The sequence below is a fragment of the Streptomyces sp. NPDC058877 genome, from assembly GCF_042742855.1.
Taxonomy (GTDB): domain Bacteria; phylum Actinomycetota; class Actinomycetes; order Streptomycetales; family Streptomycetaceae; genus Streptomyces.
The window spans coordinates 94,954-116,063 of the sequence record NZ_JBHYMF010000002.1 but is presented as its reverse complement, the minus strand read 5'-3'; the positions used below and the strand labels follow the sequence as shown (position 1 = coordinate 116,063).

Sequence of the window (21,110 nt, the reverse complement as noted above, 5' to 3'; positions counted from 1 at the left end):
TGATCACCCGCCTCCCGTAGCCGGCCGGGACCTCACATCCGGGAGACGTTCCGCTCGTACACCAGGCGCAGGCCGATCAGGGTCAGCCAGGGCTCGTGCGCGTCGATCTCCTTCGAGTCGGCGAGGACCATCGGCGCCAGTCCACCGGTCGCGATCACCGTGACGTCCGAGGGGTCGCCCTTCGCCCCGACCAGCTCCCGCTTCATCCGGGCCACCACGCCGTCGACCTGCCCCACGTAACCGAAGACGATGCCCGACTGCATGGCCTCGACCGTGTTCCTGCCGATCACGCTGCGGGGGCGGGCCAGCTCGATCTTGCGGAGCATGGCGCCCTTGACGCCCAGGGCCTCCACCGAGATCTCGATGCCCGGCGCGATCGCCCCGCCGGTGTACTCGCCGCGCGAGGTGACCGCGTCGTACGTCGTCGCCGTGCCGAAGTCCACGACGATCGCCGGACCGCCGTACAGCTCCATCGCCGCGACCGCATTGACGATGCGGTCCGCGCCGACCTCCTTCGGGTGGTCCGTGATGATCGGCACGCCCGTCTTGACGCCGGGCTCCACCAGGACCGCCGGCACGTCCCCGTAGTAGCGGCGGGTCACCTCGCGCAGTTCGTGCAGCACCGAGGGGACCGTCGCACAGATGGCGATCCCCTCGATGCCGTCGCTCAGCTCGACGCCGAGCAGCGGGTGCATGCCCATGAGCCCCTGCAACAGGACCGCCATCTCGTCGGCGGTCCTGCGCGGGTCCGTGGAGATCCGCCAGTGCTCGACGATCTCCTCGCCGTCGAAGAGACCGAGCACCGTGTGCGTGTTGCCGACGTCGATGGTGAGCAGCATCAGGCCCGCACCTCGCGCAGGTCGAGGCCGATGTCGAGGATCGGGGAGGAGTGGGTGAGCCCGCCGACCGCCAGGTAGTCGACGCCGGTCGACGCGTACGCCGCCGCGTTCTCCAGGGTCAGCCGGCCCGAGGACTCAAGGACCGCGCGGCCCGCGACCAGCGCGACGGCCTCCTCGGTCTCGATCGGGGTGAAGTTGTCGAGCAGGATCAGGTCGGCGCCCGCGTCCAGGACCTCGCGGACCTGGTGCATCGTGTCGACCTCGACCTCGATCGGGACCTCGGGGAACAGCTCGCGCACGGCCTTGAACGCTTCGGCGACGCCACCGGCCGCCACCACGTGGTTGTCCTTCACCAGGGCGGCGTCGGAGAGCGACATGCGGTGGTTGACGCCGCCGCCGCAGCGGACCGCGTACTTCTCCAGGGCGCGCAGGCCGGGCGTCGTCTTGCGGGTGTCGCGGACCTTCGCCTTCGTGCCCTCCAGGGCGTCCGCCCACGCACGCGTGGCGGTGGCGATGCCGGAGAGGCGGCACAGGATGTTCAGTGCGCTGCGCTCGCCGGTCAACAGGTCGCGGGTGCGGGCGGTGACGCTGAGGAGCACGTCCCCGGCCTCGACGCGCTCGCCGTCCTCGACGTGCCGCTCGACCTCGAACTCGTCGGTGCACACGATCGACAGCACCGCCTCGGCGACCCGCAGCCCGGCCACCACGCCGGCCTCGCGGGCGGTGAAGTCGGCGGTGGCCACGGCGTCCTCGGGAACGGTCGCCACGGTCGTCACGTCGACCCCGCCGTCGAGGTCCTCGGCGATCGCGAGGTGGGCGATGTCCTCCACCTGGACGGGGTCGAGACCGGCGTCCTCGAGGAGCTGCGCGAGGGCGGGGTCGAGCCCGCACTCGAACTCCTCGCCGCCGCAGCCGCAGTCGTCGCCACAGCCGTCGGCCTCGTCGGAGGAGACCGTGTTGATCTGGATGAGAGGGACGTCCACCGATTCGGGACGGGCTTCCTCGGGCGTGCTCACTTACGGCTCCCTGGGGCGTCGAGGGTGGGGGGGAAGTCGGGGGTGTCGGTGGTGCGGACGTCGAGCGTCCGCTCCGGGGTGAGGCGGATGACGAGGTGCCGGCGCCAGGCGTCGTCCCGCTCGGGCCGGTCCTCGCGCCAGTGGCAGCCGCGGGTCTCCTCGCGGCGGAGGGCCGCGGCGACCAGCACCCGGGCGACGCACAGCAGGTTCGTGGTCTCCCAGGAGTCCACCCCCGGCTCGGCCGCCTTGGTGTCGTCGGTGCCGCCCGCCACGGCGTCGCCGTGCAGGGCGTCGAGGGCCTCGGCTGCCCCCCTCAGGCTGGCCTCCGAGCGGAGCACCCCGGCGCCGGACGTCATGATCCGCTGGATGCGGCTCCGGGCCCCGGCCACCGGCAGCGGCAGGGTCACCGGGACCGGGGGCGGCACCGGGGCGCCCGGCACGCGCGGAGCGGAGGCCGTGATGTCCTCGGCGATCCGCTCGGCGAAGACCAGGCCCTCCAGGAGGGAGTTCGAGGCGAGCCGGTTGGCTCCGTGGACGCCCGTGCAGGCGACTTCCCCGCACGCGTACAGGCCCGGCACGGTGGTCCGGCCGTGCAGGTCCGTGCGGATGCCGCCGGAGGCGTAGTGGGCGGCGGGGGCGACCGGGACCGGCTCCGTCACCGGGTCGATGCCGTGGGCCCGGCAGGCCGCCAGGATCGTGGGGAAGCGCTCCGCCCACATCGCGGCGCCGAAGTGACGGGCGTCGAGGTACATGTGCGTGGTGCCCTGCTCCTGCATCCGACGGGTGATCGCCTTGGCGACGATGTCCCGGGGCGCGAGCTCGGCCAGTTCGTGCTGCCCCAGCATGAAGCGGACCCCGTCGGCGTCGACCAGGTGGGCGCCTTCGCCGCGCACCGCCTCGGAGACCAGCGGCTGCTGGCCCTCGGAGCCGGCCCCGAGGAAGAGCACCGTCGGGTGGAACTGGACGAACTCCAGGTCGGAGACCTCCGCCCCGGCGCGCAGCGCGAGCGCCACGCCGTCGCCGGTGGAGACCGCCGGGTTCGTGGTGGCGGAGAAGACCTGGCCCATGCCACCGGTGGCGAGGACCACCGCGGGGGCGTGGACGGCGCCGACGCCGTCGTGCTGTCCCTCGCCCATCACGTGCAGGGTCACGCCCGCAGCACGGCCCTCGGCGTCCGTCAGGAGGTCCAGGACGAGGGCGTGCTCGATGAAGCGCACGCCCCGGTCCCGTATCGCCTCCACGAGGGCCCGGGAGATCTCGGCACCGGTCGCGTCCCCGCCCGCGTGCGCGATCCGACGGCGATGGTGGCCGCCCTCCCGGGTCAGGGCGATCCCGCCCCCGGGGTCCTTGTCGAAGTCTGCGCCGGTCGCCATCAGCCGGCGGACGGCGCCGGGCCCCTCGGTGACCAGGGCCCGCACGGCCCGCTCGTCACACAGCCCGGCCCCGGCGACGAGGGTGTCGTCGAGGTGCTGCTCGGGGGTGTCGCCCTCGCCGAGCGCGGCGGCGATGCCGCCCTGCGCCCAGCGGGTGGAGCCGTCGTCCAGGCGGGCCTTGGTGACGACGACCGTGCGGAGCCCGGCGGCGGTGCAGCGCAGGGCGGCGGTGAGGCCGGCGACCCCCGAGCCGACCACGACGACGTCGGCGTCGATGGCCCAGCCCGGTGCGGGCGCGTGCAGCCGTATTCCGGTCACTTGGTGACTCCGAAGGTCAGGGGGATGTTGTCGATGAGGCGCGTGGTACCCACGCGCGCGGCGACGGCGAGGACCGCCTCCCCGTCGTACGCGCCGCCGACCTCGGTGAAGTCGGCCGGGTCGACCAGGGCCAGGTAGTCAAGGACGAGCGGCGGCTCGGCCTTGGACGCTTCCTCCAGGACCGTGCGGGCCGCGGCGCGCACGGCCTCGGCACAGCCGCCCTCCACCGCCTGGGCGACGGCATGGGCATCGGCGGCGGCCCGGGCCTCGCCGAGCCGGGACAGGGCCTCGGCACGGTTCTCGGCACGCCCCTGGGCACCGGGCAGCGCGGCGGCCCGGGCCCGGAGCGCCTGCTGGGCGGCGAGCCGCTCGCGGGCGGCGAACAGCGCACGGGACAGGGAGAGGGCCGTCTGGCGCTCGTCGGTTGACAGATAGCGGTTGCGGCTGGACAGGGCGAGGCCGTCGGGCTCGCGGACGGTCTCCACGCCGACGATCTCGACCGGGACGTTCAGGTCCTTGACCATGCGGCGGATCAGGGCCAGCTGCTGGGCGTCCTTCTGACCGAAGAAGGCCAGGTCGGGCGTGGTGAGGTGGAGCAGCTTGGCGACGACCGTCAGCATGCCGTCGAAGTGTCCGGGCCGGAAGGCGCCTTCGAGTCGCTCGCCCATGGGGCCCGCGGTGATCCGGACCTGGGGCTCCCCACCCGGATAGACCTCGTCGACGGAGGGGGCGAAGACGGCGCTCGCACCTGCTTCGAGGGCCAGTGCCAGGTCGGCTTCGAGGGTGCGGGGGTAGCGGTCGAGGTCTTCTCCCGCGCCGAACTGCAGCGGGTTGACGAAGACGGTGACGACGACGAAGCCCTCGGCCCCGACGCGGGCGCGGGCGGCCCGGATCAGGGTGGCGTGGCCCTCGTGGAGGGCGCCCATGGTCATCACCACGGCGGTGCGTCCGGGGGTGCCCCGAAGAGCGACGGCGCCCCGGAGGGCCTCGACCGTGGGGAGCAGCACGGCGGACCCCCGGGGGGCGGGGCGGCCGGCCCGACCGCCGGTGGCACCGTCGGCGTTCTCGGCGGGCACGGTGCTCGTGCGGGCGAACGGCGGGGTCATCGGTCGTCTCCTTGCGGCCCGTCGGCGGGGTCTGCGGGGTGGGCGGTTCCGCTCGTCGTCTCCGCGAGCACCCCGAGCAGGTCCTCGGCCAGTTCGGGCTTGAGCAGGCCGTGGGCGAGCGCCCGGTCGGCGGTCGTACGGGCCATCGCGAGGTAGCCGGTGACGGTCCCGGGCGCGTGCTTGCGGAGCTCGGCGACGTGCGCGGCGACCGTGCCCGCGTCACCGCGCGCGACGGGTCCGGTGAGGGCCGCGTCCCCGGACCGCAGCGCATTGTCCAGGGCCGCGCCCAGGAGCGGGCCGAGCATCCGGTCGGGGGCGGCGACCCCGGCCTTGTGGAGCAGCTCCATCGACTGGGCCACCAGGGTGACGAGGTGGTTCGCCCCGAGGGCCAGCGCCGCGTGGTAGAGCGGCCGGGCCCCCTCCGCGATCCATTCGGGCTCGCCGCCCATCTCGATCACGAGCGCCTCGGCGGCGAGCCTCAGCTCCTCGGGCGCGGTGACCCCGAAGGAGCAGCCGGCGAGCCGCTGGACGTCGACCGCGGTGCCGGTGAAGGTCATGGCGGGGTGCAGGGCGAGCGGCAGGGCGCCCGCCCGACGGGCGGGGTCCAGGACCCGTGCCCCGTACCGTCCGGAGGTGTGCACGAGCAGCTGGCCCTGCCGTACGGCGCCGGTGTCGGCGAGGCCTTCGACCAGGCCCGGCAGGGCGTCGTCCGGCACGGTCAGGAGGACCAGGTCGGCGAGGGCGAGGACGCGCGCGGGCTCGACGACCGGGACGTCGGGGAGGAGCTCCGCGGCACGGCGCCGGGAGGCGTCGGAGACCGCCGACACGGCGACGGGGCGGTGCCCCGCGAGCTGGAGCGAGGCGGCGAGGGCGGGACCCACGCGGCCGGCGCCGACGACTCCTACGGTGAGCCGGGCGGGTCGGTCCTCGGCTCGGGGCTCGGGCGCTGCTGGTGCGTTCACGGTGGGGACGGCCTTCCGTTCCAGTCCTCGGCGGGTACCGGACGATTTCTGGTCATGCTACGCCAGCGTTTCGTCCTGCCTCCGCGGCTGTCCACAGGGTGTGGGCGATGGTGCGATGATCGCCTGGTGAAACCTGTGACACCCGTCGAGGGCACCGAGAAGACCGTGGCGGACGAGGAAGCGGCACAGCTCCACCGGGCGACGGTGTGGGGCGGCGCCGACCGCAAGCTGTGGGACGGCTTCCTGGACGGCACGGTGGAATCCGGGCTGCGCGCACTGGCCGACTGGGCGCAGCACTCCGGCCGCGGCGAGGAGCGGCCCGACATCTACGGGAACGGGCTCGTGGAGGAGCTGGAGGAGCGCGTCGCCGAGGAGCTCGGCTTCCCCTCCGCCGTCTTCTTCCCCACCGGCACCATGGCCCAGCAGGTGGTGCTGCGCTGCTGGGCGGGGCGGACCGGCAACCCCGTCGTCGCCCTCCACCCGCTCGCCCATCCGGAGGTCCACGAGGACGGGGCGCTCGTGGCCGTCGCCGGGCTCCGCACGGTCCACCCGACCGACGCGCCGCGCCTTCCGACCGCCGAAGAGGTGCGGGACCACCCGGAGCCCTTCGGGACGCTGATGCTGGAGCTCCCGCTGCGGGACGCCGGTTTCGTCCTTCCGTCCTGGGAAGGGCTGACCGAGGTGGTGGAGGCGGCCCGGGAGCGGGACGCGGTGGTCCACTTCGACGGGGCGCGGCTGTGGGAGTGCCCCACGCACTTCGGCCGGGGGCTCGCGGAGGTCGCGGGGCTCGCCGACAGCGTGTACGTCTCCTTCTACAAGTCCCTCGGCGGTATCTCCGGAGCCGCGCTCGCCGGCCCCGAGGACGTCATGGAGGAGGCCCGCGTCTGGCGCCACCGGTACGGCGGGATGCTCTTCCAGCAGTACCCGGCGGCGCTCTCCGCGCTCCGGGGCCTGGACGTCGAGCTTCCCCGGCTGCCCTCGTACGTGGCGCACGCGCGGGTGGTGGCCGCCGCGGTCCGGGAGGCGCTCGCGGAGGCCGGCACCGGCTGGTTCGCGGTCCACCCGGAGACCCCGCACACCCATCAGTTCCAGGTCTGGTTGCCGTACGCCCCCGAGGCCCTGACGGCGGCTGCGCTCGCCCAGACCGAGGACACCGGCGTGGCCCTCTTCCGCCGCTGGTCCGCGCCCGGGACGGGCCTCCCGCCCGGCATGGCGGTGACCGAGGTGACGGTGTCGTCGCCGGGCTTGGAGTGGACGGCGGAGGACGTGAAGGCGGCGGTGCGGGACTTCCTGGCGCGCGTCGAGGGCTGAGCACCGGGCTCGGGCGCCCCCGGGCCCGGCGCGGAACCGCCCGGGCCGGCGCGACCGGGCACACCACGCGGGCGGGCACACCGCGCGGGCGGCGGTCCGGGCCCCGCAGGTGGGGCACCGCCGGTCTTCAGCCGTCCCCGAGGTGGAACCGGCGGCGCAGGGCCGTACGGAAGGTGCCGCGGGCCGGGCGGCCCGCGAGGACCCGCTCGAAGCGGCGCCGGTCCCGGGCGGCCCGCAGCACGGCCACCTCGTGGGTGCCGGGCTCAGGCGGCAACGGCTCGCCCAGCCGGGCGGCGCGGTAGGAGTCGAAGAGGTACTGGTGCAGCGCGTTCATGCCCTCACCGTGCGCCGGGCGACCGCCGTCACGCCCGTCGTTTGACGCCACCCGTCAAACGGGACGACGCCCCCCGGTGCCGTCCCGCACCATGGGCGGGTGAGCGTGACGATCGACATCACCGGACTGCCGCACGAGCGGATCTCCTTCTGCCCTTCACCGCTGGCCGAACTCGGCGCCGCCCTGCACGCCCTGTCCGCGCCCGCGCACCACCCCAGACTCCACGCATGGACCACGGCCACCGCGGCCGGGCTGAAGCCGGAGCTCGCGGATCGGCTCCACGAGGCCGACTTCATGTGGAACAGCACCCGCTCGGACCTCCTGCTGCCGGCGCAGCCCCGCGAGACCCTCGCGGAGGAGCTGGACGACCTCGACCGGATGGACGACGAGAAGTACGTGGGCTCCGCCCTGGAGATCTCCTGCAACAGCAAGTACACGCACGGCGCCCGTTCGCCGCTCGTCGACCAGCGGATGCGCCGGCGCGCCCTCGACCTGGCCGCTGCGCGCGGACCGCGGCAGGCCGCCTTCGTGGAGCGGATGCTGACCGACCCGCCCGGCACGCGTGCGTGGATCCGACGGCTCCTGGAGGACTGCGACGAGGCCTTCTTCGCCGACACCTGGCGCCGCGCGCGGGTGGAGCTGGCCGCCGACGCACGCCACAAGACGGAACTGATGCGCCGCAAGGGCCTGGCGGAAGCGGTCGGCGCCGCCTCCCCCGCGATCGCCTTGGAGGAGGACGGCACGGGCTCCCGGATCGTCGTCGACAAGCTGGTCCAGGGCCGCACCAGGACCGAGGTCTCCGCGGTGACGTTCCTGCCGACGGCCTTCGGCTGGCCGCACCTCTTCGCCCTCCACACACCGGGCTGGCAGCCGGTCATCCAGTACCCGATCCCCGGCCGCGAACTCGCCGGGGCGGCCTCCGTGGGCGAGGTCGCCCTGCGCCTGGAGGCCGTCGCCCACCCCCTGCGGATGCGGCTCTGCCGCAGCCTCGCCCGCGGGGCGAGCACCACGGGCGAACTCGCCGACGCGTACAACATCACCGCCCCCGAGGTCTCCCGCCACCTCGCGGTCATGAAGAAGGCCGGTCTGCTCACCACCCAACGCCGCGGCCGGTACGTGCTGCACCAGCTCGACGTGTCCGTCGTCGCCCGGCTCGGCAGCGACTTCCTGGAGTCGGTGCTCCGCTGACGGGCACCACCGGCACGCGGCGGTCCGGCGGGCGGCCGTCTCCTCTGACGGGGCGGTCGGACCGGGGCACGGCGGCGGGGGCGGGACGGCCGGTGGACCGTCGGGTGCGGCAGTCGCACGGGAGCCGCCGCTCCCGGCCGGTGCGGCCCCGTCCGTACGGCTCGCTCGGTACGGCTCGCTCGGTACGGCTCGGACCGCCTCCCCGGCCCGTACGGCTAGAGTGCGCCGCCGCCCGCACGGACCAGGCCCGTCTCGTACGCCAGGACCACGACCTGGACCCGGTCGCGCAGGCCCAGCTTGGTCAGGATCCGGCCCACGTGCGTCTTCACCGTCGCCTCCGACAGGACGAGCCGGGCGGCGATCTCGCCGTTCGACAAGCCCTGTGCGACCAGCATCATCACCTCGCGCTCCCGGTCCGTCAGCCGCTCCAGTCCCCTGCCGGCGGGCCCCTTCTCCTTCCCCGAGGACGGCAGCATCGGCGAGAAGCGGTCCAGGAGCCGACGCGTGGTCGACGGTGCCACCACCGCGTCACCGCTGTGCACCGCACGGATCGCCCCCAGCAGCTCGGCCGGGGGCACGTCCTTCAGCATGAAGCCGCTCGCACCCGCCTTCAGGCCCGAGAAGGCGTACTCGTCGAGGTCGAACGTCGTCAGGATCAGCACCTTCGGGGCATCGGGCTGCGAGCAGATCCGCCGGGTCGTCTCCACTCCGTCCAGCTTCGGCATGCGCACGTCCATCAGGACGACGTCGACCGCCGTGGAGCGCAGCGCTTCGAGGGCCTCGACCCCGTCGCCCGCCTCCGCCACGACGTCCATGTCCGGCTGGGCGGCGAGCACCATGCGGAAGCCGGTCCGCAGCAGCACCTGGTCGTCGACGAGCATCACGCGGATGGTCATGCGGGTTCCTTAGGGGTCGTCAGTGAGCGGGTTTGAGGGGGAGCAGGGCGCTGATGCGGAAACCACCGCCGGGGCGCGGCCCCGCGTCCAGCGTGCCGCCGACCATCCCGACCCGCTCCCGCATGCCGATCAGGCCGTGGCCCCGGCCGTCGGCGCCGCCGTCCTCGTACATCTCCTGCGGGGCGCCCCGGCCGTCGTCCTCGACCAACAGTCCGAGGCCGTCGTCGAAGTAGACGAGGCGCACGCTCGCGCCGACGTCCGGCCCACCGTGCTTGCGCGTGTTGGTGAGGGCTTCCTGCACGATCCGGTACGCGGTGAGCTCGACGCCGCTGGGCAGCGGGCGCGGGCTCCCCTCGATGGCGAAGTCGACGGTGAGGCCGGCGCCGCGGACCTGCTCGACCAGGTCCTCGATCTGCTGCACGTCGGGCTGCGGCACGTACTCCCCGGCTTCCTGGTGCTCACCGGTGCGCAGGATCCCGAGGAGCCTGCGCATCTCGGCGAGCGCCTGGCGGCCCGTGGTGGAGATGGTCTCCAGCGCCTGTTTGGCGGTCTCCGGGGAGGAGTCCATGACGTAGGCGGCGCCGTCCGCCTGCACCACCATCACCGATACGTTGTGCGCGACGACGTCGTGCAGTTCGCGGGCGATCCGGGCCCGCTCGGCGGCGACCGCGACCTTGGCCTGGGCCTCGCGCTCCTGTTCCAGCCGGGAAGCCCGCTCCTCCAGCTGCGCGAAGTAGGCGCGTCGGGTGCGGAGCGAGTCGCCGAGGACCCAGGCGAGCGCGAACGGGACGGTCATGATGATCGTGAAGAAGACCGTGGCCGCAGGGGATCCCGGGCCCTCCGCCGGCCACCTCAACTGGGCCAGGGTCGCCGCGCAGAGCCCGCCGATCAGTGCCAGCCGGGACGCCCAGCGGGGGCCGTCGTGCGCCGCCACCGTGAAGATGATGACGAGCATGGCGAAATCGGCCAGGAACGGCTCCAGGCCGAAGCCGAGCTGGACCAGGCCGAGGCCGACCGCGAGCAGCAACATCCGCTCCGGCGCGCGCCGGCGCAGCGCCACGACCAACGAGAAGAGCACGGCGACCCCGGCGAACGCGACGGGCCGGTCGACCGCCGGAGCGGTCGACGCCACCCACAGCAGGGAGAACCCGAGGAGGACGACGGCCCAGAAGGTGTCGACGCCCGTCGGGTGTCTGCGGAGGAAGTCGTAGAGGCGCTGCACGTCACCCAGAGTAGGGAAGGGGTGCAAGCTCGGGGATCAACCGTGGGGTCGATCCTTCGCCCGGGCACCGTACTCCCCGAGGTGGAGACTGGGGCACGTGATGGATGAGACGTGTCAGTGGCAGGGGTGGCGGGAAGCCACCGAGCGGGCGCTGTACGGCCCCGGGGGCTTCTACCTGCGCCCGGAGGGCCCGGCGGGGCACTTCCGCACGTCGGTGCACGCCTCCCCGCTCTTCGCGGCGGCCGTGGCGCGCCTGCTCGGCGAGGTCGCGGAGGAGCTGGGAACCACCGAGGTCGACCTGGTGGACGTGGGCGCGGGCCGCGGTGAGCTGCTCGCGGCGGTGCTCGCGGCCGTCGGGCCCTCGCTCTCGGTGCGGGCCCGCGCGGTCGAACGGGCCGCCCGGCCCGCCGGCCTCGACCCCCGGGTGGAGTGGACCGACCGGGTGCCGCGGAACGTCCGCGGGCTGCTCTTCGCGAACGAGTGGCTCGACAACGTGCCGGTGGACGTCGCCGAGGCGGACGCGGCGGGCACGGTCCGGTACGTGGAGGTCGCGCCGGACGGCACCGAACGGCTCGGCGCCCCCGTCACCGGCCCGGACGCCGACTGGCTGGCCCGCTGGTGGCCGCTGCGGGAGCCCGGGGCACGGGCCGAGATCGGGCGCCCCCGGGACGAGGCGTGGGCGGCGGCGGTCGACTGTCTGGCGGCGGGCCGCGCGGTGGCCGTGGACTACGCGCACGTACGGGCCTCCCGACCGCCCTTCGGCTCCCTCACCGGCTTCCAGGCGGGCCGCGAGGTCCCTCCGGTCCCGGACGGCACCCGGGATCTGACCTCCCACGTGGCCCTGGACGCGTGCGGGAACCTCCCGGTGGAGATCGGTGCCGCGGGCACCGGCCGGGCCGGGGGAACGGTCCCGGGCGACCCGGCGGCGTCCCCATCGACGGTGGGCGTCCCGCCCGGGCTTCCCTCGGCCGAGCTGGTCACCCAGCGGGAGGCGCTGCACCGGCTCGGGGTGTCCGGAGAGCGGCCCCCGCTGGCGCTCGCCTCGACCGACCCGGCCGGATACGTGCGTGCGCTCGCCTCCGCCGGCGAGGCGGCCGAACTCACCGCCCGCAGCGGCCTCGGCGACTTCCTCTGGTTGACCCAGCGGGTTCCGGCCGCCGGGCGCCGCTGACCCGGCTGCGGCCGTCCGGCGGGCACGGCTCCGGCCGTCCGGCGGGCACGGCCGGCAAGGGGCCCGGAGCGGCAGGGGATACTGGCCGCATGACGGAGACGACGGTCGGAATCGGCGGCGCGGCGGAGAGCACCGACATGGTGCTGAACATCGGACCGCAGCATCCCTCGACCCACGGTGTGCTCCGGCTGCGGCTCGTCCTCGACGGCGAGGTCGTGCGCGAGGCCGAGCCGGTCATCGGGTACATGCACCGCGGTGCCGAGAAGCTCTTCGAGGCACGGGACTACCGGCAGATCATCATGCTGGCCAACCGCCACGACTGGCTCTCCGCCTTCTCCAACGAGCTCGGCGTGGTCATGGCCGTCGAGCGGATGCTCGGCATGGAGGTCCCGGAGCGGGCCGTGTGGACCCGGACGCTGCTCGCCGAGCTGAACCGGGTCCTCAACCACCTGATGTTCCTCGGCTCGTACCCGCTGGAACTCGGTGGCATCACCCCCGTCTTCCACGCCTTCCGCGAGCGCGAGGAGCTCCAGACGGTGATGGAGGAGGTCTCCGGCGGCCGGATGCACTACATGTTCAACCGGGTCGGCGGCCTCAAGGAGGACCTGCCGGCCGGCTGGCTGGGGCGGGCCCGGCAGGCCGTCGCGGACGTGCGGTCGCGGATGGACGTGTACGACCGGCTGGTCCTCGGGAACGAGATCTTCCGCGGTCGCACCCGCGGGGTCGGGGTGCTGAGCCCGGAGGCGGTGCACGCCTACGGGGTGTCCGGCCCCATCGCCCGCGCCTCGGGCGTCGACTTCGACCTGCGCCGCGACGAGCCGTACCTCGCCTACGGGGAGCTCCAGGACGTCCTGCGGGTCGCCGTGCGGCAGGAAGGGGACTGCCTGGCCCGGTTCGAGTGCCTGCTCGACCAGACGCACGACTCCCTGGACCTGGCGGACGCGTGTCTGGACCGGATGGCCGAGCTGGCCCCCGGGCCGATCAACCAGCGGCTTCCGAAGGTGCTGAAGGCGCCGGAGGGCCACACCTACGCCTGGACCGAGAACCCGCTCGGCGTCAACGGCTACTACCTGGTCTCCAAGGGCGAGAAGACCCCGTACCGGCTGAAGCTGCGCTCGGCGTCGTTCAACAACATCCAGGCCCTGGTGGAACTGCTGCCGGGAACCCTGGTCGCCGACATGGTGGCGATCCTGGGCTCGTTGTTCTTCGTCGTGGGCGACATCGACAAGTGATCGACAAGTAGCGGACGGGGCCGCGGGCCGGTGTTGACGAGGACGCAGCCGGCCGAGGCGGTGCTGGTCCGAGCCGGCCGGGCACCCGCGGGGGTCTCCTCGGGGGCTTCCTCGGGGCAAAAACACGACCACCGCGGAGGAAGTGCGTTCCTCCGCGGTGGGTGTCCACGGACTCCACGCGGTCCGTACGGCGCCGGGGGCGGCTCGTGCCGCAGGGGCCGGGCGCCCGGTGCCCCTTCGGTTTCAGTCGCGCGCGCGGGCCGGGAGCCGGACCGGACGGCGGGTCACGAGTTGACGGCGCCGCGCAGCTCGGCCATGTCCAGCTGTTCGGTCTCGTCGTGCGCGGTCAGGTCGATGACCTGACCGACCGTTCGGGGCCCCGTGGGGGCGGGGCCACTGACGGCCGGGGGGACGGGGGCGGGTTCGGCGGGGGTGCTCCCGGAAGCCAAGGCCTCTTCGAGGGCCTCCTCACCCACGACGTCCGCGAGGTCGGAGTTCTGTGCGGCCTCGATGGCGGCTGCGGCCTTCTGCGCGCCGAAGAAGTCGAAGCCGCCCTCGGGACGCGGAACGGGCCTGCGGGCCGCGTACGGGACGATCGCGGCGGCCACCGGAACCGTCGGCACGGCGCCGGAGGCGGGCGGGACCTGGCTCGCCGGCGGAAGTGCGGGGGTGGAGGCGGCCGTACGGGTGTGCTGCTCGGTTCCGACAGCCGCCGCGTGCTTCCCCCGCGGTTCCTCCGTCTCCCGGGCGCGCTCGGCGAGGTCGCGGGCACGGGCCGCCTCTGCCGTCCGGCGGGCCTGCTGGGCCGCGGCGTTGCGCGGGAGGTCCCGCAGCGCCTGGGCCGCGCGGCGGTACGCCTCCGGGGTGGGCGTCGAGCCGGCGGCCGGCAATGCCTTGGCATCGGCAGCGGTGGTGGTGGTGCCGGTCGTCTCCAGGGCGAGGACGCGGCGGCCCTCCAGGGCGCTGGCGCGCTCGGTCTCCGCGGTGGCGTACCGGCGGAGCAGGTCGGCGTGCTCGCCGCGCAGCCCGGCGAGCTCGACGCGCTTGGCGCGGAGCTTGGCGTCGAGCCGGGCACGCAGCGCGCGGGACTCCTCCAGGTCGGACTCCAGCTCGGCGATGCGCTCTTCGGCCTTCCACTGGTCGGCGGTGCGCGCCCGGTCGAGTTCGGCGACCCGCCGGCCGGCGCTCCGGTCCCAACCGCGCATGAGGACGGCGCCGATGACGGCGGCTGCGGCTGCGGCAGCCGCGAACAGTCGTGCGACCACCGGGTCTCCGGGCAGCCAGGCCGCCGCGGCACACACGACCGCGGCGCCGGCAACCGCGGAGGGCGGCAGCAGCTTGTGCAGAGGCGGGGAATGGCGGTGGCGTCCACGTGGCATGGCCTGAAATTTACCGTGCGTAGGGGGCGTGTGGGGCGTCGGCCCGGTAATCTCTTGGCCACTTCTCGCCATCAGAAGTGGCTATCAACGGTTCCGGTTCCGTTTCGGGCCGACGCCGCTCCTGCGCCGGCTACTTCTTGAGCAGCCCCTTCGTCTCCAGGTACGCCTTGGCAACGTCCTCCGGCTTCGCCCGCTCGGCATCCACCTTGCGGTTGAGTTCGGCGAGATCCGCTGTGGTCAGCACCTGGGTGAGCCGGTCGAGCGCGGCGGCGATCTCCGGTGCACCCGCGTCCTTCGCGTTGACCACGGGGACCACGTTGTCGGCGTTCTGCAGCTTCTTGTCATCGGCGAGGAGGACGAGGCCGTAGCTGTCGATCGTGGCGTCCGTGGTGGTGGTCAGGACCAGCTGGTCCACCCCGTCCTTGACCGCCTGCTTGGCCTGCGGCGTACCGACGCCCTTGGGGTCGATCCCCACCACGTCGATCCCGTACGCCTTCTTCAGCCCGGGTGCGCAGAAGGGCCGCACCGCGCATTCGTCACCGGCCGCGATCTTCACCTTGAGCTTCGCGCGGCCGAGATCGGAAAGGGTCGTCAGCTCGTTCTTCTCGGCGAATTCCCTCGTCACCGCGAAAGCGTTCTGATCGACTGCTTCTCCGACCGCGAGCACCTTCAGCCCGCGCGGCTCGGCGAGCTTCCGCAGTGCCTCCACCGTGGCCGCCGCATCGCCCGAGGCGACCGGCTTCTCCTCGGGCGCCTTCGGTCCGTTCACCTTCGCATTGAGGAATTCTGCAATCGTCGCCGCATATTCCGGAACGACGTCGATCTCGCCCTTCTCCAAGGAGGGCTCGTACAGCTCGCGGTTCTTCACCGTGGTGATGGAGACCGAGTATCCGGCGGCCCGCAGCGACTGGGCGTACAGCTCGGCGAGGACCTTGGCCTCCGTGAAGGCCGCGGCGCCCACCACCAGCGAGCCCTTCTCCCCGCCGCCCGAGCTGCCGGGGTCCTTCTTCCCGCCCTCCTCCAGGCTGTCGCCCCCGCACGCCGCGAGGACGACGGTCAGCGCCGCCGTTCCCAGCAGCGCGCCCGCGACACGCGAGATCCTGTTCACGAGATCACCCATCTCCAGTCAGCGTTCAACAACTCGACGTCGTCGTTCGAAAAGTCGGTCCGCCGCCACGAGCACGCCCTCGACCAGGAGGGCGAGCAGGGCCACCAACACGGCTCCCGCGACCACCTGCGCGGTGTCGTACGTGGCGAAGCCGGCCGTGATCACCCGTCCCAAGCCGCCCTGCCCCACCATCGCGGCGACGGTCGCCGTGGCCACCACCTGCACCGCGGCCGAACGCACCCCCGTCATCACCACCGGGCGCGCCAGCGGGAGTTCGACCCGCCAGAAGAGCTGACTTCCCGTCATCCCCATCCCCCGTGCGGCCTGCACGGCCGCCCGGTCCACCTCCCGCACCCCCACGTAGGCGTTCGTCAGGAGCGGGGGCACCGCGAACAGCACCAGGGCCACCACGGTCGGCACGTAGCCGGCGTTCCGCAGGGGCGACACCATGAACAGGGCCAACACCGCGAAGACGGGAATCGCCCGCCCCACGTTGGACAGGTTCACCGCGATCACGCCGCCCCTGCCGAGGTGACCGAGCCACAGGCCCAACGGAAGCGCCAGCACCGAGGCGACGAGGAGAGCCGTGCCGCTCACGTACACGTGCTCGGCGAGCCGCTGCCCGACGCCCTCCTCGCCCGCCCAGTGCGCGCCGGTGGTGAGCCAGCCCCAGGCGTCCGTCACCACGCCCACCTCACCCACCTCCCGGCGCGGTCCGTATCCGGGCCCACGGCGTCAACAGCCGTTGCAGGCCCAGGAGCAAAAGGTCGGCGACGACCGCGAGCAGCACGCACAGCACCGAGGCGGCGAGCAGCTGTGCCTTGAAGAAGGTCGGCAGTGCGTCCTCGATCAGATTGCCGAGACCGCCGCGACCGACGACCGAGCCGATCGTCGTCAGGGCGACCGTGGAGACCGTGGCCATCCGCACACCGGCCATCAGCACCGGTAGCGCCAGCGGGAGTTCGACCTGACAGAGCAGCCGCAGCGGCCCGTACCCCATGCCGCGGGCCGCCTCCCGCGTCTCGGCCGGAACGGCGGCGAGGCCCGCCAGGGCGTTCCGCACCAGGATCGTCAGCGCGTACAGCACGAGACCGGTCACCACGAGGGACGCCGACAGGCCGAAGAGCGGCAGCAGCAGCGAGAACATCGCCAGCGAAGGCACCGTGTACAGCAGCGTGGTCAGTCCGAGCACCGGGCCGGCGAAGCGGGGCCTGGCCCGGACCAGCAGCGCGAGCGGCACGGCGACGACCAGCGCGATCAGCACCGACACGACGGTGATCCCCACGTGCTGGAGCAGCGCGTCCGTCAACTCCGGCCCGCGCGTGCGCAGGTACTCGCCACAGATCCAGTCGTTCGTCACCAGACAGTTCGCCACGCCCACACCCTCCCCCGGCCCTCCGTCTTCCCGACACGCTCGCGTGACGACCCTAACCCCCGCCACCGACAAGTCCCGAGCCCCGGCAGCTCACGGAGGCGTCCCCTCCCGCGCCGCGGGGGCTCGGGACAGAATGGGGAACCATGATCCGGTTCGAACACGTGACCAAGCGCTACGACGACGGAACCACCGCCGTGGACGACCTCTCCTTCGAGGTCGCCGAAGGCGAACTCGCCACCTTGGTGGGGCCGTCCGGCTGCGGCAAGACCACCACGATGATGATGGTGAACCGGCTCGTCGAGCCCACCTCGGGCCGCGTCCTCGTCGACGGCGAGGACATCGCCGGCGTCGACCCGGTCGCCCTGCGCCGCAAGATCGGCTACGTCATCCAGCAGGTCGGGCTCTTCCCCCACCGCACCGTGCTCGACAACACCGCGACCGTCCCCGCCCTCCTCGGCTGGAAGAAGTCCGCCGCCCGTGCCCGCGCCGCCGAACTGCTCGACCTCGTCGGCCTCGACCCCGCCGTCCACGGCCCCCGCTACCCCGCACAGCTCTCCGGCGGCCAGCGCCAGCGGGTCGGCGTCGCCCGCGCGCTCGCCGCCGACCCGCCCGTCCTCCTCATGGACGAGCCCTTCGGTGCCGTCGATCCGGTCGTCCGCGAGCGCCTCCAGAACGAGTTCCTGGCGCTCCAGGCCACCGTCCGCAAGACCGTCCTCCTCGTCACCCACGACATCGAGGAGGCCGTCCGCATGGGCGACCGCATGGCCGTCTACGGACAGGGCCGCATCGAGCAGTTCGCCCCGCCCGCCACCGTGCTCGGCTCCCCCGCCACCCCGTACGTCGCGGACTTCGTGGGCAGCGACCGCGGACTCAAGCGGCTGGCCGTCACCCCCGTCGCCGAGGCCGACCTCGAACCCGCGTCAGAGGGGGACGGGGGCGGCGTCCCGGCCCCCGTCCCCCTCGGGACCTCCCTCAAGGACGCCCTCGCCGTGCTGCTCCAGCACGACACCGGCCGCCTCGTCGTCACGGGCGACGACGGCCGGCCGCTCGGCGTCCTGACCCCGGCCGGGGTCCACCGCGCCCTGCGCCGCGCCCCCGTGGAGTGACCGTCGCCCCCGCGACGACGGTCACTCCGCGCTGAGCTTCCCGCCCATCCAGACGAGGCCGGGCGGGATCTCCCGGTTCCAGGTGTTGAAATTGTGGCCGCCGCTCTCCAGGACGATCGACGACACCCGCGCCGGGCCCTTCACCTTCCGGATGAACTCCTGCGTCTCCTTCAGGTTGCCTTCGCCCCGCTTCGACGTCGTCACCAGGAACGACGTGTTCCCCAGCGGCCGGTGGTCCAGGCTCCACAGCAGGTCGCCCCGCTTGCGCAGCGCGTCGTCCCCGTGGAACAGGTCCCCGGTCGTCACGTCCTCCGCCGCCCGGTAGTACGCGGAGAAGCCCGCGCCCGCCGCGAACCGGTCCGGATGGTGCAGTGCGATCTTCAACGCGCAGTAGCCGCCCGTCGAGTTCCCCATGAAGCCCCAGTTGCGGGGCTTCGCACCCACCCGGTACGCGCCCGAAACCGCCTTCGGAAGGTCCTCCGCGAAGAAGGTCTCCGTCTGCGGCCCCCCGGGAACGTCCACGCACTCGGTGTCCCGCGGCGGCGCCACCGTGGGACGCAGCATCACCAGGACCATCGGCTGCGTCCGTCCCTCCTTCGCCTGGAGGTACGCCGCCCGCGGGTACTTGAGCCCCCTGATCAGGTTCTCCGCCGTCCCCGGGTACCCCGTCAACACCACCGACGCCGGGAACGTCCGCTGCGCGTACTGCTCCTGGAAGTACTCCGGCGGCAGGTACACGTACGCGGGCGAGACGATCCCCGACCGCTCCCCCGTCAGTACGACCTTCTGTATCTGCCCCCCGATCGACGGGCGGCCACCGCCCGGCACGTCGAGCGCCTGCGTCCCCACCACCCGTACGCCCCGGGAGCCGCCGGCGTGGTCGACGACCACGCCCATCTCCTGCTCCTGCCCGAGCAGATCGGCCCACGAGCCGTAGAAGAGGAACGACTTGTTCGCCGTCAGGCCCAGCGCCGCGAGCAGCGCCACCTGGGTCGCCAGCAGCAGCCCCGCCCGGCCCACGACCGCCCGCCAGCCGCGGCGCGCAAGTCTCGGCCACAGCCAGACCGTGGCCAGGAACAGCACCGCGGCCAGCACCACGGCCAGCACGAGAACTTTGTTACTGGTGAGACCCATGAGGCGTCCGAGCCTTCTTTCCGAGATTTTCCCGTCCACGAATGAACCCGGCCCCACGCACCTCCGTCCTACAAGGCGCACCAGCCGGAACGGCCCGCCGAACGCACCTCGGGTCCGACCGGAGTCAAAGACCCTGCGCAGGACCACAAGAGGTACGGGGAGCCATGTCTGTCACGGTAGATGGGGATAAATCGGGATTGGTTCCGGTTCGGGTACGACGGATCCTCCGCGGCCCCCGACCCGAGAAGGTGCCCGGACTCGTCGGAACGGCCTGTTCCGTCATCGGCCTCATCGACATCGCCGCCGGTGCCTTCCCCCGCTTCCGCATCAGCCACATACACGCCATCGCCGAAGTCCTCCCCGGCACCCTCGGCTCCCTCTCCGCCGCCCTCTCCCTCAGCGTCGGCGTCCTCCTGCTGCTCCTCTCCCACGGCCTCAAGCGCAACAAGCGGCGTGCCTGGCGCGCCGCCGTCACCCTCCTCCCGCTCGGTGCGGCAGCCCAGTTCGTCTGGCGCCACTCCCTGGGAGGGGCCCTGCTCTCCCTCCTGCTCCTCGCCCTCCTGATCCGCCACCGCGACCAGTTCACCGCGCTCCCCGACCCGCGCAGCCGCTGGCGGGCACTCGCCAACTTCGCCGTCATGGGCGCCGGATCCATCGCCCTCGGCCTGGCCATCGTCAGCGCCCACCCGCGCCGCCTCATCGGCAACCCCAGCCTCGCCGACCGACTCGAACACGTGCTGTACGGCCTCCTCGGCGTCGAAGGACCCCTCGCCTACGACAAGGGCGTCGGCTGGACCGTGGGCTACTCCCTCGGCGCCCTCGGCATGCTCACCGCCCTCACCACCATCTATCTGGCCTTCCGCCCCGAACACCCCGCCGCCCGCCTCACCGCCGAGGACGAGACCCGGCTACGCGCCCTCCTCGACCGACACGGCGGCCGGGACTCCCTCGGCCACTTCGCCCTCCGCCACGACAAGGGCGTCGTCTTCTCGCCGAGCGGCAAGGCCGCCGTCTGCTACCGCGTCGTCTCCGGCGTCATGCTCGCCAGCGGCGACCCCGTCGGAGACGTCGAGGCATGGCCCGGCGCCATCGAACGCTTCATGGACGAGGCCAAGGCCCACTCCTGGACCCCCGCCGTCATGGGCTGCTCCGAGACCGGCGGCCAGGTCTGGACCCGCGAGACCGGACTCGACGCCCTGGAACTCGGCGACGAGGCGGTGGTCGACGTCGCGGATTTCTCCCTCACCGGCCGGGCCATGCGCAACGTCCGCCAAATGGTCAAGCGCATCGAGCGCAACGGCTACACCACCCGGGTCCGTCGGGTCCGTGACCTCGACGAGGACGAACTCGACCGGATCCGCCGCGCCGCCGCCGACTGGCGCGGCACCGACACCGAACGCGGCTTCTCCATGGCCCTCGGCCGCATCGGCGCCCCCGGTGACGGCGACGCCGTGATAGCGACCGCGCACAAGGCGGACGACGCCTCCCCGTACGGCGACCTCAAGGCGATCATCCACTTCGTCCCCTGGGGCACCGACGGCATGTCCCTCGAACTGATGCGCCGCGACCGCTCCGCCGACCCCGGAATGAACGAACTGCTCATCGTCGCCGCCCTCCGGTCGTCCCCCGCCCTGGGCATCGCACGGGTGTCGCTCAACTTCGCGATGTTCCGCGCCGCACTCGCCCGCGGCGAGAAGATCGGCGCCGGCCCCGTCCTGCGCCTCTGGCGCGGGCTCCTGGTCTTCCTCTCCCGCTGGTTCCAGATCGAGTCGCTCTACAAGTTCAACGCCAAGTTCCAGCCACGCTGGGAACCCCGTTTCCTCGTCTACCGCCAGAGCCGCGACCTCCCCCGCATCGGCTTCGCCGCCATGCAGGCCGAGGGCTTCGTGAACCTCTCCCTGCCGCACCCCTTCGCCCGCACCCGCCCGGCCCCCGCGCCCCGCCCGTGTGCCCACATCGTCCCCGCCCGGGCCGCCGAACACGAGGCCCACGCCGCTTGACCGGGGCGCACCGGGCGGCCCGGACCGGGGTGCCCGGTGC

General features: G+C 73.3%; 19 protein-coding genes. 6 read left to right on the top strand and 13 right to left on the bottom strand.

Annotation, left to right across the window (positions count from 1 at the left end; translation table 11 throughout):
- Positions 1-32 precede the first annotated feature (32 nt).
- The 5 genes from ACFW2Y_RS01210 to ACFW2Y_RS01190 are packed head-to-tail and all read right to left on the bottom strand — an operon-like array spanning position 33 to position 5,614.
- Positions 33-839 carry a type III pantothenate kinase gene (locus tag ACFW2Y_RS01210; RefSeq protein WP_384871691.1) on the bottom strand — a complete coding sequence of 269 codons (807 nt, stop codon included), beginning with the start codon at positions 837-839 and terminating at the stop codon, positions 33-35.
- Positions 839-1,855, bottom strand: a complete 1,017-nt coding sequence (gene nadC / locus ACFW2Y_RS01205; RefSeq protein WP_384871689.1) for a carboxylating nicotinate-nucleotide diphosphorylase — start codon at positions 1,853-1,855, stop codon at positions 839-841. The genes ACFW2Y_RS01210 and nadC overlap by 1 nt, the downstream gene beginning before the upstream one ends.
- Positions 1,852-3,546, bottom strand: coding sequence for an L-aspartate oxidase (locus tag ACFW2Y_RS01200; RefSeq protein WP_384871686.1), 1,695 nt, complete (start codon positions 3,544-3,546; stop codon positions 1,852-1,854). The genes nadC and ACFW2Y_RS01200 overlap by 4 nt, the downstream gene beginning before the upstream one ends.
- A complete protein-coding gene (gene panC / locus ACFW2Y_RS01195; protein ID WP_384871683.1) occupies positions 3,543-4,652 on the bottom strand; it encodes a pantoate--beta-alanine ligase in 1,110 nt (369 codons plus the stop codon). Before panC ends, ACFW2Y_RS01200 begins: the two co-directional genes overlap by 4 nt.
- Positions 4,649-5,614, bottom strand: coding sequence for a Rossmann-like and DUF2520 domain-containing protein (locus tag ACFW2Y_RS01190; RefSeq protein ID WP_384871680.1), 966 nt, complete (start codon positions 5,612-5,614; stop codon positions 4,649-4,651). The genes panC and ACFW2Y_RS01190 overlap by 4 nt, the downstream gene beginning before the upstream one ends.
- A 126-nt stretch (positions 5,615-5,740) precedes the next feature.
- Between ACFW2Y_RS01190 and ACFW2Y_RS01185 the strand changes: the two genes are divergently transcribed.
- Positions 5,741-6,925 (top strand): threonine aldolase family protein, encoded by a 1,185-nt coding sequence (locus ACFW2Y_RS01185; RefSeq protein WP_384871678.1) that lies wholly within the window; start codon positions 5,741-5,743, stop codon positions 6,923-6,925.
- A 127-nt stretch (positions 6,926-7,052) separates the two neighbouring features.
- Here the strand turns inward: ACFW2Y_RS01185 and ACFW2Y_RS01180 are convergent, their stop codons facing one another.
- Complete coding sequence (locus ACFW2Y_RS01180) at positions 7,053-7,259, bottom strand: hypothetical protein (protein ID WP_384871675.1); 207 nt, start codon at positions 7,257-7,259, stop codon at positions 7,053-7,055.
- Between the two features lie 99 nt (positions 7,260-7,358).
- On the opposite strand from ACFW2Y_RS01180, the gene ACFW2Y_RS01175 reads away from it, so the two are divergent.
- Positions 7,359-8,447 (top strand): DUF5937 family protein, encoded by a 1,089-nt coding sequence (locus tag ACFW2Y_RS01175; RefSeq protein ID WP_384871672.1) that lies wholly within the window; start codon positions 7,359-7,361, stop codon positions 8,445-8,447.
- 215 nt (positions 8,448-8,662) lie between these two features.
- Here the strand turns inward: ACFW2Y_RS01175 and ACFW2Y_RS01170 are convergent, their stop codons facing one another.
- Both ACFW2Y_RS01170 and ACFW2Y_RS01165 read right to left on the bottom strand, forming a co-directional pair.
- The gene (locus ACFW2Y_RS01170) at positions 8,663-9,343 is read right to left on the bottom strand and encodes a response regulator (RefSeq protein ID WP_384871670.1); all 681 of its coding nucleotides are present in this window, start codon (positions 9,341-9,343) and stop codon (positions 8,663-8,665) included.
- 19 nt (positions 9,344-9,362) lie between these two features.
- Positions 9,363-10,565: a sensor histidine kinase gene (locus ACFW2Y_RS01165; RefSeq protein ID WP_384871667.1), complete on the bottom strand. Its 1,203-nt coding sequence runs from the start codon at positions 10,563-10,565 to the stop codon at positions 9,363-9,365.
- A 100-nt stretch (positions 10,566-10,665) separates the two neighbouring features.
- On the opposite strand from ACFW2Y_RS01165, the gene ACFW2Y_RS01160 reads away from it, so the two are divergent.
- Together ACFW2Y_RS01160 and ACFW2Y_RS01155 are read left to right on the top strand one after the other, a co-directional pair.
- Positions 10,666-11,736 carry an SAM-dependent methyltransferase gene (locus tag ACFW2Y_RS01160; RefSeq protein WP_384871715.1) on the top strand — a complete coding sequence of 357 codons (1,071 nt, stop codon included), beginning with the start codon at positions 10,666-10,668 and terminating at the stop codon, positions 11,734-11,736.
- An 89-nt stretch (positions 11,737-11,825) separates the two neighbouring features.
- On the top strand, positions 11,826-12,968 hold the full coding sequence (locus ACFW2Y_RS01155; RefSeq protein WP_384871665.1) for an NADH-quinone oxidoreductase subunit D: 1,143 nt from the start codon (positions 11,826-11,828) through the stop codon (positions 12,966-12,968).
- A 284-nt stretch (positions 12,969-13,252) separates the two neighbouring features.
- On the opposite strand, the gene ACFW2Y_RS01150 is transcribed toward ACFW2Y_RS01155, so the two are convergent.
- The 4 genes from ACFW2Y_RS01150 to ACFW2Y_RS01135 all read right to left on the bottom strand — a co-directional run bounded on the left by ACFW2Y_RS01150 (position 13,253) and on the right by ACFW2Y_RS01135 (position 16,836).
- Positions 13,253-14,347, bottom strand: coding sequence for a hypothetical protein (locus ACFW2Y_RS01150; protein WP_384871663.1), 1,095 nt, complete (start codon positions 14,345-14,347; stop codon positions 13,253-13,255).
- A 130-nt stretch (positions 14,348-14,477) separates the two neighbouring features.
- On the bottom strand, positions 14,478-15,467 hold the full coding sequence (locus ACFW2Y_RS01145) for an ABC transporter substrate-binding protein (protein WP_384871660.1): 990 nt from the start codon (positions 15,465-15,467) through the stop codon (positions 14,478-14,480).
- Between the two features lie 6 nt (positions 15,468-15,473).
- Positions 15,474-16,148, bottom strand: a complete 675-nt coding sequence (locus tag ACFW2Y_RS01140) for an ABC transporter permease (protein ID WP_384871657.1) — start codon at positions 16,146-16,148, stop codon at positions 15,474-15,476.
- A 1-nt stretch (position 16,149) separates the two neighbouring features.
- Positions 16,150-16,836 (bottom strand): ABC transporter permease, encoded by a 687-nt coding sequence (locus ACFW2Y_RS01135; RefSeq protein ID WP_384871654.1) that lies wholly within the window; start codon positions 16,834-16,836, stop codon positions 16,150-16,152.
- A 137-nt stretch (positions 16,837-16,973) separates the two neighbouring features.
- Between ACFW2Y_RS01135 and ACFW2Y_RS01130 the strand changes: the two genes are divergently transcribed.
- Entirely contained in the window at positions 16,974-17,936 is a 963-nt protein-coding gene (locus ACFW2Y_RS01130) for an ABC transporter ATP-binding protein (protein WP_384871651.1), read from the top strand.
- 21 nt (positions 17,937-17,957) lie between these two features.
- On the opposite strand, the gene ACFW2Y_RS01125 is transcribed toward ACFW2Y_RS01130, so the two are convergent.
- Positions 17,958-19,070: an alpha/beta hydrolase gene (locus ACFW2Y_RS01125; protein WP_384871647.1), complete on the bottom strand. Its 1,113-nt coding sequence runs from the start codon at positions 19,068-19,070 to the stop codon at positions 17,958-17,960.
- Between the two features lie 164 nt (positions 19,071-19,234).
- Between ACFW2Y_RS01125 and ACFW2Y_RS01120 the strand changes: the two genes are divergently transcribed.
- The gene (locus tag ACFW2Y_RS01120) at positions 19,235-21,070 is read left to right on the top strand and encodes a phosphatidylglycerol lysyltransferase domain-containing protein (protein WP_384871645.1); all 1,836 of its coding nucleotides are present in this window, start codon (positions 19,235-19,237) and stop codon (positions 21,068-21,070) included.
- Positions 21,071-21,110: the final 40 nt, after the last annotated feature.

Excerpts from the sequence above, each read along its gene's own strand:
- ACFW2Y_RS01210 (WP_384871691.1), bottom strand. The coding sequence starts at position 839 with ATGCTGCTCACCATCGACGTCGGCAACACGCACACGGTGCTCGGTCTC.
- panC (WP_384871683.1), bottom strand. The coding sequence starts at position 4,652 with ATGACCCCGCCGTTCGCCCGCACGAGCACCGTGCCCGCCGAGAACGCC.
- ACFW2Y_RS01180 (WP_384871675.1), bottom strand. The coding sequence starts at position 7,259 with ATGAACGCGCTGCACCAGTACCTCTTCGACTCCTACCGCGCCGCCCGG.
- ACFW2Y_RS01170 (WP_384871670.1), bottom strand. The coding sequence starts at position 9,343 with ATGACCATCCGCGTGATGCTCGTCGACGACCAGGTGCTGCTGCGGACC.
- ACFW2Y_RS01160 (WP_384871715.1), top strand. The coding sequence starts at position 10,666 with ATGGATGAGACGTGTCAGTGGCAGGGGTGGCGGGAAGCCACCGAGCGG.
- ACFW2Y_RS01155 (WP_384871665.1), top strand. The coding sequence starts at position 11,826 with ATGACGGAGACGACGGTCGGAATCGGCGGCGCGGCGGAGAGCACCGAC.
- ACFW2Y_RS01150 (WP_384871663.1), bottom strand. The coding sequence starts at position 14,347 with ATGCCACGTGGACGCCACCGCCATTCCCCGCCTCTGCACAAGCTGCTG.
- ACFW2Y_RS01145 (WP_384871660.1), bottom strand. The coding sequence starts at position 15,467 with ATGGGTGATCTCGTGAACAGGATCTCGCGTGTCGCGGGCGCGCTGCTG.
- ACFW2Y_RS01130 (WP_384871651.1), top strand. The coding sequence starts at position 16,974 with ATGATCCGGTTCGAACACGTGACCAAGCGCTACGACGACGGAACCACC.
- ACFW2Y_RS01125 (WP_384871647.1), bottom strand. The coding sequence starts at position 19,070 with ATGGGTCTCACCAGTAACAAAGTTCTCGTGCTGGCCGTGGTGCTGGCC.
- ACFW2Y_RS01120 (WP_384871645.1), top strand. The coding sequence starts at position 19,235 with ATGTCTGTCACGGTAGATGGGGATAAATCGGGATTGGTTCCGGTTCGG.